Genomic DNA, 16297 nt, shown 5'->3' with positions numbered 1-16297 from the left:
GATTTGCCAACATGTACAAACTTATTAAACCGCTGTTTTTTCAATTCGACCCAGAAAAAATCCACTATTTCGTTACCGGAAGTTTAAAAAATGCTCAGAAGATATGGGGCTTACCCGCTTTGTTAAAAAAAGTTTATGGTTTTAATCATCCTACTTTAGAAAAAGAACTTTTTGGCTTGAAATTTAAAAATCCGGTTGGTTTAGCCGCAGGTTTTGATAAAAACGGCGAGTACATAGAAGAGTTAGCAAATTTTGGTTTTGGCTTTATTGAGGTAGGTACAGTAACACCTTTGCCACAGCCAGGTAATGATAAACCTAGAATGTTTAGACTGCAAGAAGATGCTGCCTTAATCAATAGAATGGGTTTTAACAACAAAGGTGTTGATGTTTTAGCTAGAAAATTAGAAAGCGTTAAACGCGATGGCTTGATTATAGGGGGTAATATTGGAAAGAATAAAAACACACCTAATGAAGAAGCTGTAAACGATTATATCAAATGTTTTGATAGGTTGTTTCATGTGGTAGATTATTTTGTGGTAAATGTAAGCTCACCCAATACGCCCAATTTAAGAGCATTACAAGAAAAAGAGCCTTTAAAACATATTTTGAATACCTTACAGCAAAGAAATTTAAAAGATGGTGTTTCTAAGCCTATCTTATTAAAAATTGCTCCTGATTTAACAGACTCTCAGTTAGATGATATCATAGAAATTGTACAAGAAACAAAAATTGCAGGCATTATTGCAACCAATACTACTATTTCTAGAGATGGTTTACAAGCATCCACATCTTTAAAAAATGAAATGGGCGGTGTAAGTGGTAAGCCGGTAGGGAAAAGATCTACCGAGGTGATTAGATATTTATCTGAAAAATCTAATAAAGCTTTCCCTATCATTGGAGTAGGAGGGATACATAGTGCTAAAGATGCTAAAGAAAAGCTAGAAGCTGGTGCAAGCTTGGTACAAGTTTATACAGGTTTTGTTTATGAAGGGCCTGGTTTAGTAAAGCGTATTTTGAAAGGATTGGTTGGATAGTTCTCTCTATCCCAATCATTTCCCCTTATAAAAAGCCATAAAAAAACCTATATACCGGCCGATATATAGGTTAAATCTTAGAAGATATTAATTCTATCGAATTATTTAGATGCGTTTAATGAAGCTAATACTTCATTGTTTTTAACAACTTGACTTCTTCCTTCTTTAGAACGACTTCCTACTTCAATGTTAGAAGCATTCTTAAGAAACTGAACTTCAAGACGTGAAACGGTCTTATTTCTTCTGTCTTTTCTTTTTAAACGCGTTACTGCCATGACTTTTTTTATATATAAAATTTTAAATGAGGTCGAGAGCGGATTCGAACCGCTGTACAAGGTTTTGCAGACCTCTGCCTAGCCACTCGGCCACTCGACCTTTTCTTTTAAGGACTGCAAAAATAGTAAAATTTTAATACAAGTCAATTTTTAATGTAATTAATTCTCTTTATTTCTGTACAGCAAATAGCCGCAGAAATGGCAACATTTAAAGATTCTGTATGCCCAGCACCTGGTATGGTAACAGCTTCTGTAACTAAAGCTTTGATTTCCTTAGAGATACCATTTCCTTCGCTTCCTAAAATAACATATCCTGATGAAGGCCATTTAACTTCAAAAATGTTTTTACCGTTTAATAAAGTTCCATAAACAGGTAGTTTTTCTTTGCTTAAAAGTTGTTTTAGATCTGTATAAGCAACTTTTACCCTCGCTAAAGACCCCATGGTAGCTTGCACAACCTTTGGATTATAAACTTCTACAGTATCTTGCGAGCAAATAATTTTATCAAAACCAAACCAATCTAAAGTTCTTATAATGGTGCCTAAATTACCAGGGTCTTGTACGCCATCTAGTACAAAAACAATTTCATTATCAGCTTTAAGTTCATTAAAACTGGCTTCTTGTGGGATTTCTAAAATAGCTAAAGCTTCTTGTGGGGTTTTTAAAGTGCTAATTTTAGTTAAATCTTGTTCACTCACCTCAAAAACTTTTTGTTTTTGAGATAATTTAGGCAATTTTGGGATATAATCAGCCAAACAATAAATACTTTGGACACTATACTGAGAGTTTAAAAATTCAGTTATAGATTTCATACCTTCAACTAAAAAAAGACCGCTTTCTTTACGGTATTTTTTTTGGTGTAAGGATTTGATAAAACTTATTTGAGATTTTGAAAGCATATATTATTTATCCTGTTACAATATTACTTCTTTTCACTCTATTTTTTAGTGCTTGTAGGTCTACTAAAAGATTAAAAGAAAATGAAGCTTTAATCACAAAGCTAAGTATCAATGGGGTAGATAAAGCGTTTGAAGAACAGGCAGAATCTTATGTTTCTTTAGATATCAGACCTAATGCTCCATTCAACTTATGGGTTTATAATACTTTCAATAAAAAGGGAAAGAAAAATTTAGGCGAGGCACCGCACATTCTAGATAGCTCTTTGGTAGAGGTTTCTAGAGGGCAAATACAAAAATTTTTAAATACCAAAGGCTTTCTAAATGCGAAAGTTGAAAGTGCTATTGAGGTAAAGAAGAAAAAAGCTAGCATTAGTTTTACGGCTACCCCAGGCCCTTCATTTAAGTTTAAAGATGTAAGCTTCGATGTTAAAAATCAGGAGATTAAAGATCTTTATTTGGCACAAAGAAGTAAATTTACACGGATAACTCCGGGCGAGAGATTAGATGAGGATAGTATCGCTTATGAAAGAGATCAGATTTATAATCTGATGAAGAAAAATGGTTATTATGATTTTATCAGGCAATATGTAAGAGCAGAAATAGATACCAACCTGAATAATAATCAAGCCAATGTTACTATACAAATTTTAAATCCAGACTCTATACCACACCAACAGTATTCTATAGGAAATACTTATATCAGAATACAGCCAAGTACAGGTATTATAAAACAAGGGGTAGATAGAGATACCGCCGTGATAGATTCTCAATACCGTTTTTATGATTATTCTAGGTTTTTTAAAGCTAAAAAAATAGCTCCATATATCTTCTTGAACAAAGGCGAGCAATATTCTATTGAAAATGTTGAGTTAACAAACCAACGTTTATTTGAGCTTAATGTATTTAAAAGCGTATCTATTGATTTTAGAAAGAGACCAAATTCTACAGAATTAATTGGCTTAATTGATATCATTCCATTAAAAAAGAAATCAAACCGTATTGATGGAGATTATACTTTTAACTCTAGTATTACTGGGGCTAACTTGGGCTTAACCTACCAAAATAGAAATATTTTTGGTGGAGCAGAGATTCTAGAAATTAAGTTAAGGGGAGGTTTGCAGTTTGATAAGAACTTAACAGGAGGCTTAAACGATAGACTTTTAAGTAGAGATTATCAAGTTGGGGCAAGCTTAACTTTCCCTAGATTGGTTACACCTTTTAATTTACCTTTTATTGGTTATAGCGGTATCCCAAGAACAAGATTAGGTGCAAGTTTTCAGATTTATGAGTTAAAGGATAGGTATTTAAGAAGAGCAGTAGGAGCCAATTTTACACATGATTGGTTAGAAACCAAATATAAATTACACTCTTTAACACCTATTAATGTACAGTATGCTTTAGGTATGATAGACCCTGTTGTAGAGCAAGATTTGATTAATAGAGGATATGCTTTCTTTTTAAATACCTTACGCTCACAATTGGTATCAAGCTCTATCTATAATTATACCTTAAATCTTGCAAGATTATCAACCCTAAGCAATTTTACTTTTTTTAATGGTAATATAGAAGTTGGTGGTAACACGGCTGCTTTGGCAGCACAGCTTATTGGTAAAGATAACAGCAGAGGGCAAAAAACTTTCTTAGGTGTACCATATTATCAGTTTGCTAAAATAGAAACCGATATTAGGTTTTACAGATATCTAGGTCAAGAAAAGCAGTTTGTGGTAAGGTTAAACCCTGGCATTGGTTACTCTTTTGGTAACGTAAAAACTTTACCTTTTGATAAGCAGTTTTTTGCAGGTGGTTCTAGTGGTATTAGGGGATGGCAGGCTCGTACTTTAGGCCCTGGCAATTATAACAGAAGTTCTTTAGAAAGCGATTCTACACGTTTGAACCTAAGAAATATAGACCAATTAGGAGATTTAAAATTTGAAGGTAATTTAGAATATCGTTTTAAAATTTTAGATAATTTCTTCGGTGCAAAAGTAAAGGGAGCCACCTTTGTTGATTTTGGTAATATCTGGCAATTAAGAGATAATGGCTTTGAGGGTGCTCAAATTAAATTTAATAAACTATGGGAGCAAATGGCCATTGGTACGGGTGTTGGTTTACGTTTTGATGTTTCTTTCTTTGTATTTAGGTTGGATGCTGGTTTTAAAGTTAAAGATCCGCAGTTTAGAGGTTCAGAGCAATGGATAACACAATATTACTTTGATAGGGAAGCCAAGAGAGATTTAAAAGCCCGATATGCCATTACAAATAATCCCGATAGGTTCTCAACAACGCAAATACAGTTTGGTATAGGTATGCCTTTCTAACCTTTTTAGAATAAGTTTTTTAATCCATCAAAAATACTTTCTATAAAAGTACCGATGGATAAACCTTTACTATAATTAAAGTATATATAAGCCATCAATATAAAAATTATTAAGCCTATCAATTTCCTAAACATATAGCCTAGTAGTATTAAGCCTATAGGGATAACCAATAAAATATACCAACTTATAGCAATAGGGGTTAAGCTTTCGCTTGATTTATAGATGTAATATAAATTAGAAACATTAGTTTCGTCGTTTTCATGTTTAATGTACATGAAAGTAGATTTTTCAATAGACATATCGCAATTTGCTACACCATCGTGAAAAATTAAATCTTTACTAAAACCGTTAATATCAAATTTATAAGTTCCGTTAATTGTAGTTCTCGGGTTTTTAAGAGAATCTGTAATAATAACAGCTATTCTATCAGCTTTTAAAAAGCTTTCTTTAATGATAAAGTTTTTGATAGTAAAGTTTTCAGGCGTTTGTGAAAATGCCATCGTTATACTAAATAAAAAGAAAATAATTAAGGTAAATTTTTTTATCATTCTATAGCTCTTTTATTGTAAAGTAAATATCCAATATGGAATAAAATTCCTAACGGACGAGGTTGATCTTGATAATAGTTTAAATTTAAGGCAATTGGCCCTACCGGACTATGATACACCATAGAACTTGCTCCTATAAGGTGTCTATCTGAAAAAAGTGAACCCAATTTTGTTTGTTGTAAGCCTTTTAAATTAACCTCGTTAAAAGGTTGAAAAACATATCCTTCTAAGCGCAAATCTAAGTTTCTTTTTAATAAAAAGATATGTTTCATCCCTAGGCTTAAATATTTATCAGCCCTTAAATTATCTAAAAATATAGACCTAGAGTCTTGTAAAGGATAAAATGCTGCTGTGCTTAATAAATTACTTTTAAAAGTTGTAAAGGTTGGTCGGTTAGCGTAAACGTTATCAGTAACGTAAGCCAAATGATAATGTGAGGATATACGGTAAAATTTTTCAGCCTTAATATCAAATTTAAACCATTGCCTGTTATTAGCTGAAGGAATTATAAGGTTAAATTCTGGTGTATTACGTAAAATATTACCAGGTTGATAGTTTTCTGTACCGGTATAATAAGACAAACCATAACTCAGGTAAGAGCCCGTATTGGCGTATTGCTTATAATTTAATTTATTTTTGGTGTATCTGATGCTTGATAAAAAGCCATCAAAAGTTGATTTATCTAAAATATCGCCAACGCTAAAATTTTCTGTTGGACTGTAATTATCTCGGTTATGAAAATAAGCCCCATTTAGGGTTAAAACTGTGTTTCTACTTATCGGGATTCCAAATTTTAGCCCTATTCTTTTATCAGATTGTTTGATAAATGCTGGAGGTCTGTTATTAATTGCAAATAACTCTCCAGAGCTAAAATAATCCCAATTGTTATACACAAACTCTGTTTCTAAGAAGAGTGGCGTTTTAAAAGGAAAATCAATCCTTATGGCACTTTGTGCAGACTGGTAAAACCTACCCGAATAAAAATTACTATTGAAAGTATAAGCCAGTTTGTTAAGGTAGTTATATTGTAAACCTAGATAAATATTGCTGATTGGCCTATTAGAAATATTACCACCCAAATCTACCTTAAAATTGGTTTCAGATTGTACCTGAACATCAAATTCGTAATTATTAGTTTCTGGTTTAAATTTTAAGCTTGGGTAAACGGTTTCAAAATTATCATCACCTAAAAGCTTGTAATAACCCTCTTTAATTTCTAAAAGCGATAGTTGCTTATTATCATAATTAAAAGTGTTTTTAATATAAGAGCGCTTTTTAGAATTTACCCCATAAACATTTACTTGGTTAAAAGTTAAGTAAGGATTTTTACTAGTGAAAGCTTTACGTTTTGCAGTAATTTCTTCTTTTGATACTCTTTTGGCAATTTTGGCTTTAATTTCTTCCATATTAGCCAGTGTCTGTAAATAACCAGCTTCTATAATGGCTTTAACAGGTTTAAAATTAGTTGCGCTATAATTAGCCATTTCTGGCTCTATATAAATGCCGTTTTTACCAATAGCGCTAGAATCGGTTTTACTTAAAAAGAGGTAAACCAATAAGCGGTTCATCAATTTATCATCGTTGTCTTTGGGGTAATCTGTAAAGTTTTTTGAAGATACATTAGCACCAATAATCACATCAGGGTTAAAGTCTTTCTTCATTATATCAACCGGGAAGTTATTATACAAACCGCCATCAAAAACATATTTATCATCTATTTTTATTGGGCGGTAAACCAGTGGGACTGTCATACTGCCTCTAACAGCTTCCGCGAGATTTCCTTTTTTTAGTGCAATCATTTCCTGTGATAGCACATCAGAAACCATACAACGGTAAGGGATAAATAAGTTGTCAAAATTATCTTTAGCATTGGCTGATGCTTGCGAGAGCAGCTCTATTAAAGCAAAGTTTAAAGGAATATCATTGATAAGGTTAGAGCGAAGTTTTAAATTAAAACTTGTATCTATTTGAATTTTGGCAGTAAAAAAAGAAGGGTTTTCTGGTTTTTTCTGATAAAAATAACTGTAATTGCTACTGTATTTGCCAGCTACCCAATTCTGAAATTCATCGCTTAAAGCAATATATTCTATTTCTTCTGGTGAATATCCTGCTGCATACATAGCGCCAACTACAGCACCCATAGATGTCCCAGTAATATAATCTACAGGGATATTATTTTCTTCTAAAGCTTTTAATACACCAATATGAGCAAGGCCTTTAGCACCACCACCACTAAAAACTAATCCAACTTTTTGGGCATAAGTACTTTTAATGCAAACTATAAGGATAAGGAGGATTATATTTTTCACGTAGCTAAAAATAATCAATTAGTTTAAAGATTGCTACCTTTGGACAGCATGAAATTCAATAAATACCATATATCCCCAGAGTTAAAAAGAAGTTTAGAAGAACTAGGTTTTAGAAAACCTACCGATATACAATTTAAATCTATTCCTCAAATCTTATCTGGACAAGATATTTTGGCTATAGCACAAACCGGAACAGGGAAAACTGCCGCTTTTGCCATACCCTTAATTAGCATGTTGCAAGAAAAGAAGCGCTATCAGCAAGAGCAACATGTGAAAGCTGTAGTGATGGTACCAACCAGAGAATTAGCTTTGCAAATACAAGATGTATTTATTGAATTAGCTAAATATACAAGCATTAAAACAGCTGCTATTATTGGTGGAGTAGATATAGATCCTCAGCTTCAAGAAATAAAAGCTGGTGTTGATATTTTAATTGCTACACCTGGCCGTATTATGGATTTGGTGCATAAAAGTATCCTTAACCTTAAAAAAATAGACTATTTGGTTTTGGATGAAGCCGACCATATGCTGGCAAAAGGTTTCTATGCTGATATACAGAAGCTCATAACTTTTTTACCACGAAGAAGACAAACCATGTTTTTTTCGGCTACCATTAATGAAACTATTAAAGATTTGGCTTATGCTCTGGTAAATAAGCCTGTAAGGATTCAATTATCACCCAAAGACCCTGTTTCTAAAAATGTAGACCATGCAGTCATATATGTTGAAATGGATGATAAAAGGTTCTTTTTAGAGAGATTGATAAAGGAAAATCCGGAAACGAAAATGATGGTTTTTGTAAGAACTAAAGTTAGGGCAGAGCGTGTAGCAAAAGCTATGGAAAGGGTAGCCATTGTAACAGCAACCATTCATGGAGATAAAGAACAAAAAGATAGATTTAGTGTGCTGGAAAACTTTAGAACAGGCAAAATAAAAGTTTTAATAGCTACCGATGTAAGTTCTAGAGGGATAGATGTAAAAGGTGTAGACTATGTTATTAATTACGATTTGCCCGATATAGCCGAAAATTATGTTCATCGTATAGGACGAACGGGTAGAGGAGTAAACCGTGGTAAAGCTATTTCGTTTTGTAGTGAAGAAGAAAAAACAATACTAGCTGAAATAGAAACGTATTTAACCAACCCTATTAAAGCCATGGAAGTACGCCATACAGAGTATGAGGAAACTTTGGCTATTTCCGAAGATAATCCTCATGATTGGAAAAGTTTATTAAAAGAAGCCGCCCAAGAACCACTTAAAAAGCGGAAGAAAAAATAATTTTCTTTTTGATAATCAGCTACTTGTTTATAAAACAAGAAAATTTGCATGAAAACGCATAAAAATTATACCTTTGTGCCGGGTTAGTCTTCTACGACCAGCTCCTTCTGAACTCCCCCAGGGTGGGAACGCAGCAAGGGTAGGAGGTTGTAGCGGTGCGATAGAAGGTGCTAGCCCATTTTTTTTCTTCTTTATTTCTACCAAGATTTAATTTTTCTGTTATTTTCTTATAAAACAATCGATTTAAATGATTAAAAAAAGATTATTTTGATAGATTTGCATCAATATTGATACATCAATAATATTGAATCAAAAAATTAACCAAATACATATTCACATTTTTCAAATTAAACAACATGAAATTTTTTATAGATACCGCAAACCTTGCACAAATTAAAGAAGCACAAGATTTAGGCGTATTAGATGGCGTAACTACCAACCCAAGCTTAATGGCTAAAGAAGGTATTACCGGAGAAGAGAACGTTTTAAACCACTATAGAGCAATTTGTGATTTAGTAGACGATAACGTTAGTGCTGAAGTAATTTCTACAGATTTTGAAGGTATGGTAAAAGAAGGTGAAGCTTTAGCTGCTTTAAACCCTAAAATTGTAGTTAAAATTCCTATGATTAAAGATGGTATCAAAGCTTTAAAATACTTTAGCAGCAAAGGAATTAGAACTAATTGTACCTTAATTTTCTCTGCTGGTCAAGCGCTTTTAGCTGCTAAAGCAGGCGCAAGCTATGTTTCTCCTTTCTTAGGTCGTTTAGATGATATTGGTGCTGATAGCTTTGGTTTAATTGAAGATATCCGTTTAATTTTTGATAACTACGGATTTGAAACAGAAATTTTAGCGGCCTCTATCAGAAATTCTGTACATATTGTAGAGTGTGCTAAAATTGGTGCCGATGTAATGACAGGACCTTTATCTTCTATCATGGGATTATTAAAACACCCATTAACTGATAACGGTTTAGCTCAGTTTTTAGCAGACCACGCTAAGGCAGCAGGTAAATAAAATTATATTAAAATAAAATTTTAGAAGCTTCCACAATTTGGAAGCTTTTTTGTTTTAACGATATTCGAAAAAGAAAAGAGGTTTAATTATGGAAGATGTTTATGATATCATCATTATTGGCGGAGGCCCCATTGGTTTAGCTTGTGGTATTAAAGCAAAGCAAGCAGGGCTTAGCTATGTCATCATAGAAAAAGGATGTTTAGTAAACTCTATTTATAATTATCCGCAAAACATGACCTTTTTTTCTACTTCAGAAAAGCTAGAGATTGGTGATGTTCCTTTTGTTTCTAATAATCCAAAACCAAGCCGTTCAGAAGCGTTAGAATATTACCGCAGGGTAGCTTTAAAATTTAAACTTAATATCAAGCTTTTTGAAGAGGTACAAAGTTTAGATAAAAAGGATGATTATGAAATCATCACCTCAAAAAATACATACAAAGGCAAGAATGTTATCTTATCTACCGGTTTTTATGATTTACCAGCTTTGTTGAATGTGCCGGGAGAGGATTTGCCAAAAGTTTATCATTATTATAAAGACCCGCATTATTTTGCCTTACAAAAGGTCATTGTTGTAGGTGCTAGTAATTCATCGGTAGATGCTGCTTTAGAATGTTACAGAAAAGGAGCAGATGTTACCATGATTATCAGGGCTGAAGATATTGGCGAACGTGTTAAGTATTGGGTTAGACCCGATATTCAAAACCGAATATCAGAAGGTGCTATAAAAGCTTATTTTAAATCATCCATCAAAGAAATAAAAGAAAAAGAGGTTATTGTTGATACTCCGGATGGAGAACTAAACTTAGAAAATGATTTTGTTTTAGCTTTAACAGGCTACCAACCAAATTTTGAATTTTTAAATAAAATGGGGGTTGCCATGAGCGAGGATGATAAAAAATATCCACAACATAACCCCGATACTATGGAAACAAATAGAGAAGGTATTTACTTAGCCGGTGTTATTTGTGGTGGTATGGATACGCACCTTTGGTTTATAGAAAATTCTAGAATACATGCCGATATGATTATTACTTCCATATTGGCTAAAAGCAAAAAATCAGTTGTTTAATCAAACAACTGATTTTTATATCATGCATTTTCTGTTGAGAAAATCATCATTTTAAGTCTTTCTTCTGCTTCTTGTAACTCCTTAAGCATCTTGTTTTTATATACATCCGTTTGGTTTTGAATTTCAGGGATTAGTTGTTTATAATAATTAATGCCTTGTTCTAACTGCTCTCTAAACTTGGTGTAATATTTAACCTTTTTATCAGATAAATCTTGCCAACTCATGCTGATATCTTTTTTAAGATGTTCTATATATAAATTAAGCTCGTTGATAAAAATGTTAGAACGCTCTATACCAGCCAGTAAGTTAATTTTGCCGTAAATATGTTTTACCATTTCATCTAAAGAAAACTTACCAGAAAAATAAGCGATGTTTGGACCTGGACAAATGGTAACAGCCTTATTTTCTTTAGGTTTTATCATGTCATTTTTAAGATAAGCAGAAGTTACCAAGCCCTCGCAAAGGCAAATTTTTTCTGTTACTTCGTTTATTTTAGCTTGTAACTCTTGCTCGCTTAAATCACTGTTTTGGAGTGATTTTATTTTTAAGTTTTGATATTTTCTAGAGGCTGTACAAATAGGCTCTTTTGTAAACTCGGTATTAGAAACTAAGTATTTTTTTGTACAAGGGCTGCCTGGTTTTCCTTTCGCAATACGCTCTAAACGGAGTTTTTCTGCTGTGGTTTTTCTAAAGTTATTAAAAGGAACACCCAAAGGCGATGAGCCGCTGATGTAGAAATCTTCTTTGGTAGCTTCTGCTAAATTGTTTAAGGTTTCTTCATCAACATTGGTGGCTTCGGGAACCAATAAAAACGGACTTCCCCAGCCCGTTGCATCTAACTCATAATGCTTTAATAAAAAACTGTCTTCTTCTGCTGTACCTATACCACCTTGTACACTAATTTTCATTCGTGGTATTTCTATATCGCCAGTATAACCTTTTGCAATGAGAGCATTTTTGTACATGGCAGAAAGCTCGGCAAGCATTTCTTGTCTTTTTACCTTAAATTCTTCTAAAATTGGGCCTAATAAATAACCGTCAGTAGCAAAAGCATGCCCGCCACAATTTAATCCAGATTCTATCCTAAATTCTGATACCCATAAACCTTTTTTAGCTAAGAATTTAGCTTGTATCAGTGCTGACCTAAAATCAGATACTTTTAAAATGATAGTTTTTTGAAGCTTTTGATGTTCATCAGGATAAAAATCCTTAAAATTCTCTAGATGAGCATATAATCTTGGGTTCATCCCGGCAGATAAGACTACACCAGCATTTAACTTACTTTGAGCAAAGCCTTGTAAAGAAGCCAGCGCATCACTTAATTGCTCTTCTCCATTTATAGGGTTATTTAGTTTATCTACTTTAGCCATAATATTTACATCTATGGCTCCTTTATGCATTTTTTCTTTTAATTGCCTTTGTACAATCGCTTTTAAATCATCATCTTGAATATTAAGCATTTGTAAATAGGTTTTTTTAAGGACAGAGTGGTCTGGTTGTAATTCAAAATATCTAGTTAAATCTGTACCTGGCTCAAACACTTGTTGTTTTAAAGCCTCAAATTGCTTATCAAGCAAGTCTTGCATGAGGTTTAAATATGCAGTAATTCTCTTAGCTCTAAAATTGGGCTCTTTATCACCTATTGGAGTATAATTTTCCTGATTTTGTGTTGCATGGTATGCTCGCATTCTTTCTATCAGATTATCATCAACAATAGATGCTACAGAAGAAATACCATAACGGCCTACTTTTAGTGGTGTATCAACAGAATATGCTAAACCTAAAACAGGAATATGAAATGTATGACTCATTTAAATTTAAATTTTTCACGAAATACCGATAAATTATTGTTCTAGAATATGATGTAAATCACTAAAGCTTTAATTTTTTATGATTTTTAGAGATAAGAGAAACCTTTTTTGATGACGATTGTCATTTTTTAGAGGCTTAAAATGCAGCTATTTTGAGCAAAAAAATAAACAAGATGGATGTTAATTATATAAGTGCCGCAGAGGCGGTAAAAGCAGTAAAATCAGGAGATAGGGTGTTTTTACACGGAAGTGCTGCCACACCTGTACACATTATAAAAGCTTTACAACATAGATATGAGGAGCTAAAAAATGTTGAGTTGGTAAGTATTACCACTTTAGGAGATGTTAATTTTAATGATGAAAAATACAGGGATAGCTTTTTTTTTAATTCCTTATTTGTTTCTGCAAATTCAAGAGCTGTGGCTAATAGCCAGTTTGGAGATTATGTTCCAGTATTTTTAAGTGAGATTCCTATTCTTTTTAACGAAAACTATTTACCTATTGATGTTGCTATAATTCATGTATCTGTACCAGATAAACACGGTTATTGTTCTTTAGGTACATCAGTAGATATTGCCAGAGCAGCTATAGAAAATGCGAAATATGTCATCGCTCAGGTTAATCCTTTTATGCCAAGAACACACGGAGATGGATTTATCCATGTTAATAAAATAAACGCTTTGGTTTGGCAAAAGGCCGAGTTACCAGAGGTGGATTACTCTGCAAAAGCTAGCGATGTGGTGGTGCAAATTGGTAAAAATGTAGCTTCTTTGATAGAGGATGGCTCTACCTTACAATTAGGAATTGGAAGTATACCAGACCAAGTTTTGAAAAATTTAGTAAACCATAAAAATCTAGGTCTGCACACAGAAATGCTTTCTGATGGTGTAATTCCATTAATAGAAAGCGGTGTGATTGATAATAGCATGAAGAAGCTTAATAGAGGCAAAAATGTGACTTCTTTTATGGTGGGTACCAGAAAATTATATGATTTTGTTGATGATAATACATCCGTAAGGGTAATGAATATCAATTACGTGAATGATACAAGTGTGATTCGCCAAAATCCTAAAGTAATAGCTATTAATAGTGCTATAGAAATAGATTTAACAGGTCAGGTTTGTGCAGATTCTATCGGAACATACCAATTCTCTGGTATCGGTGGCCAAATGGATTTCATCAGAGGTGCATCTTTATCTCAAGGTGGTAAACCTATTATTGCTTTGCCATCAACAACCAATAAAGGTATCTCCAGAATTGTTCCATTTTTAAAAGAAGGTGCAGGTGTGGTAACCACTAGAGGACACGTACAATGGGTGGTAACTGAATATGGTATTGTAAACTTATACGGAAAAAGCTTAAAACAAAGAGGGAGAGCTTTAATTGAGATAGCGCATCCAGACCATAGAGAAGCTTTAGAGAAAGCATTTGATGAGCGATATAAATAATCTTCATAAGTATTTTTATTAGTAATACTTTTAAGATAAATTAGCCAAATGGATAAAGAGGCTTTACTTGAAGCAATTATTAATAATGCCATAGATGGTATCATCACGATTGATACGAAGGGAATTATAGAAGCCATAAACCCTTCTGCGTGTGAACTCTTTGGTTATGAGGTTGAAGAGGTTGTAGGAAAGAATATTTCGGTTTTAATGCCAGAACCATACAGGTCTCAGCATGATGCTTATATTCATCGTTACCATCAAACTGGCGAAGCACACATTATCGGTATTGGAAGAGAGGTTACGGGGTTAAGAAAAGATAAAAGCGAATTTCCATTTAGGCTTGCGGTAAGTAAGGTACAGTATGAAGGTAGGATAGTATATACCGGTTTCATACATGATTTAAGCAGAGAAAAGGACGCCGAAGAGCAGCTAAAAAAATATACATCAAGATTAGAGCATTTGGTTGAAGAGCGTACACAAGCTTTACAATCAATTGTAGCGCAGTTACAAGATGCAAAAGAAGAGGTAAGTTTATCCCTTGAAAAAGAAAAAGAACTTAACCAACTGAAAAGTCGTTTTGTTTCTATGGCTTCGCATGAGTTTAGAACGCCGTTAAGTTCTATACAACTCTCTGCATCGTTAATAGAAAAGTATGCTCAAGAGTATCAAAATCCTAATATTGCTAAACATGTAGGCAAAATAAAAGTTGGTGTGGGCAACCTCACTAACATTCTAAATGATTTCTTATCCTTAGAAAGGCTAGAGGCAGGTAAAATTAATCCACAAGCGGCACCATTTGATTTGGTGAAGCTGGCAGAAGAAATTACCGAAGAAATGCAATTGATAGCCAAGCAAAACCAAAATATCATTTATCAACATACCGGAAAAAGTAGTTTGGTTACTTTAGATGCCGCATTATTGAAAAATTGTATCATTAACCTTATTGCTAATGCCATTAAATACTCTGGTGAGAACACTTTTATAGAGTTTAATACCGAGCTTGATGAGAAACGCTGTATGGTTATCATTAAGGATGATGGTATTGGAATACCTGTAAATGATCAAAAACATTTATTTGAACCTTTCTTTAGAGCCAACAATACGGGGAGTATCCCTGGCACAGGTTTAGGATTAAATATTGTTAATCGTTATATTAAACTCATGAATGGTGAAGTGGAGTTTGAGAGTTCGGAAAATAAAGGCGCTAAATTTACCCTGATTTTTAATCTTTAGTATGAAAAAGAAAATCCTGATTATAGAAGATAACGAGGATATTAGAGAAGGTACAGCTGAAATTTTAGGTTTGGCTGGTTACGAAGTAGAAACTGCTGTTAATGGTAAACTTGGGGCTGATAAGGCTCAGAAGTATCTTCCAGATTTAATTATTTGTGATATCATGATGCCAGAACTTGATGGTTATGGCGTTTTGTATTTACTAAATAAAAATCCGGAAACGGCTAATATTCCTTTTATTTTCTTAACCGCTAAGGCAGAAAGAGCAGATATGCGTAAAGGAATGGAGATGGGTGCAGATGATTATCTGATTAAGCCTTTTGACGATATGGAGCTTTTAAATGCCATAGAAAGTAGGCTTAATAAAAAGCAAAAACAAGAAGAGTTTTACACTAAGGGATTAAAAAATCTAGAAGACTTTGCCTTACAAGTAGAAGATAAGCAAGACTTAAAATCATTAATCTCGCAAAAGAAAATAAGACAGGTTAAAAAGGGTCAGATTATTTATTACGACCAAGACCATGCACAAGGTATTTATTTAGTTCTGGAGGGTAAAATTAAAACCGTTAAGTTGAGTGAAGATGGTAGAGAACTTTTGACAGGAATTTACCATACTGATGAATATTTTGGTGTGCATGATGCTTTGATAAGTCAATTGCATACAGAAACGGCAGAGGCTATGGAAAATAGTAGCATCTGTATGCTTCACAAAGACCAAGTTAATGCGCTGTTAAATAATAATACAGCGGTTGCTATGCAGTTTATCCAATTACTTTCTGCCCACATTCATCAAAAGGAAGAGCAGTTGGTTCAATTAGCTTATCATTCTGTTAGGAAGCGTTTGGCAGAAACATTAATGCGTATTAGAGAAGTAAATAAAAACCAAGATGTTTTTAAAATTTCTAGAGATGATTTAGCCGCAATGGCCGGCATGGCAACAGAAACGGTGAGTCGTACACTAAGTGATTTTAAAGAAGAGAAACTGATTGAGAAAAAAGGTGGTGAGATACATATCTTAGATGTGAACCGATTAAAAAACATGAAAAATTGATTTTAATC

Annotated in this window: 13 protein-coding genes, 1 tRNA gene and 1 other RNA gene; 9 read left to right on the top strand and 6 right to left on the bottom strand. The window is 33.4% G+C overall.

The genetic code is table 11. The features are described 5' to 3' along the window. Positions 1 to 11 precede the first annotated feature (11 nt). Positions 12 to 1034: a quinone-dependent dihydroorotate dehydrogenase gene (locus GJJ64_RS05375; RefSeq protein WP_154286686.1), complete on the top strand. Its 1023-nt coding sequence runs from the start codon at positions 12 to 14 to the stop codon at positions 1032 to 1034. Between the two features lie 101 nt (positions 1035 to 1135). Here the strand turns inward: GJJ64_RS05375 and GJJ64_RS05370 are convergent, their stop codons facing one another. From GJJ64_RS05370 to GJJ64_RS05360, 3 genes are all read right to left on the bottom strand, one after another. Then, positions 1136 to 1309, bottom strand: coding sequence for a hypothetical protein (locus GJJ64_RS05370; protein ID WP_026903530.1), 174 nt, complete (start codon positions 1307 to 1309; stop codon positions 1136 to 1138). A 29-nt stretch (positions 1310 to 1338) separates the two neighbouring features. Then, positions 1339 to 1409, bottom strand: a tRNA-Cys gene (locus GJJ64_RS05365). A gap of 43 nt (positions 1410 to 1452) precedes the next feature. Beyond that, positions 1453 to 2208: a TrmH family RNA methyltransferase gene (locus GJJ64_RS05360; RefSeq protein ID WP_154286685.1), complete on the bottom strand. Its 756-nt coding sequence runs from the start codon at positions 2206 to 2208 to the stop codon at positions 1453 to 1455. On the opposite strand from GJJ64_RS05360, the gene tamL reads away from it, so the two are divergent. Further along, positions 2199 to 4526 (top strand): translocation and assembly module lipoprotein TamL, encoded by a 2328-nt coding sequence (gene tamL / locus GJJ64_RS05355; protein WP_154286684.1) that lies wholly within the window; start codon positions 2199 to 2201, stop codon positions 4524 to 4526. The genes GJJ64_RS05360 and tamL overlap by 10 nt on opposite strands. A gap of 5 nt (positions 4527 to 4531) precedes the next feature. Here tamL and GJJ64_RS05350 read toward each other — a convergent pair whose 3' ends face one another. Both GJJ64_RS05350 and GJJ64_RS05345 read right to left on the bottom strand, forming a co-directional pair. Then, a complete protein-coding gene (locus GJJ64_RS05350) occupies positions 4532 to 5026 on the bottom strand; it encodes a hypothetical protein (protein ID WP_229655464.1) in 495 nt (164 codons plus the stop codon). A 44-nt stretch (positions 5027 to 5070) separates the two neighbouring features. Next, entirely contained in the window at positions 5071 to 7383 is a 2313-nt protein-coding gene (locus GJJ64_RS05345; RefSeq protein WP_317162904.1) for a patatin-like phospholipase family protein, read from the bottom strand. Between the two features lie 48 nt (positions 7384 to 7431). On the opposite strand from GJJ64_RS05345, the gene GJJ64_RS05340 reads away from it, so the two are divergent. From GJJ64_RS05340 to GJJ64_RS05325, 4 genes are all read left to right on the top strand, one after another. Continuing rightward, positions 7432 to 8661 (top strand): DEAD/DEAH box helicase, encoded by a 1230-nt coding sequence (locus GJJ64_RS05340; RefSeq protein ID WP_154286681.1) that lies wholly within the window; start codon positions 7432 to 7434, stop codon positions 8659 to 8661. 80 nt (positions 8662 to 8741) lie between these two features. After that, positions 8742 to 8840: signal recognition particle sRNA small type (ffs, locus tag GJJ64_RS05335), an RNA gene on the top strand. Positions 8841 to 9017: 177 nt separating this feature from the next. Next, positions 9018 to 9677, top strand: a complete 660-nt coding sequence (gene fsa / locus GJJ64_RS05330) for a fructose-6-phosphate aldolase (protein ID WP_154286680.1) — start codon at positions 9018 to 9020, stop codon at positions 9675 to 9677. Positions 9678 to 9765: 88 nt separating this feature from the next. Further along, positions 9766 to 10746, top strand: coding sequence for a YpdA family putative bacillithiol disulfide reductase (locus tag GJJ64_RS05325; protein WP_154286679.1), 981 nt, complete (start codon positions 9766 to 9768; stop codon positions 10744 to 10746). A 20-nt stretch (positions 10747 to 10766) separates the two neighbouring features. On the opposite strand, the gene GJJ64_RS05320 is transcribed toward GJJ64_RS05325, so the two are convergent. Then, positions 10767 to 12557: a hypothetical protein gene (locus GJJ64_RS05320; protein WP_154286678.1), complete on the bottom strand. Its 1791-nt coding sequence runs from the start codon at positions 12555 to 12557 to the stop codon at positions 10767 to 10769. A 173-nt stretch (positions 12558 to 12730) separates the two neighbouring features. Here GJJ64_RS05320 and GJJ64_RS05315 point away from each other — a divergent pair, with 173 nt between their 5' ends. The 3 genes from GJJ64_RS05315 to GJJ64_RS05305 are packed head-to-tail and all read left to right on the top strand — an operon-like array spanning position 12731 to position 16289. Then, on the top strand, positions 12731 to 14005 hold the full coding sequence (locus GJJ64_RS05315; protein ID WP_154286677.1) for an acetyl-CoA hydrolase/transferase family protein: 1275 nt from the start codon (positions 12731 to 12733) through the stop codon (positions 14003 to 14005). A 48-nt stretch (positions 14006 to 14053) separates the two neighbouring features. Further along, positions 14054 to 15238 (top strand): PAS domain-containing sensor histidine kinase, encoded by a 1185-nt coding sequence (locus GJJ64_RS05310; protein WP_154286676.1) that lies wholly within the window; start codon positions 14054 to 14056, stop codon positions 15236 to 15238. Between the two features lies 1 nt (position 15239). Beyond that, the gene (locus GJJ64_RS05305; RefSeq protein ID WP_154286675.1) at positions 15240 to 16289 is read left to right on the top strand and encodes a response regulator; all 1050 of its coding nucleotides are present in this window, start codon (positions 15240 to 15242) and stop codon (positions 16287 to 16289) included. Positions 16290 to 16297 lie beyond the last annotated feature (8 nt).

The sequence above is a fragment of the Pedobacter puniceum genome (genome assembly GCF_009674685.1).
Taxonomy (GTDB): Bacteria; Bacteroidota; Bacteroidia; order Sphingobacteriales; family Sphingobacteriaceae; genus Pseudopedobacter; species Pseudopedobacter puniceum.
This window is presented reverse-complemented; position numbering and strand designations above follow the sequence as displayed.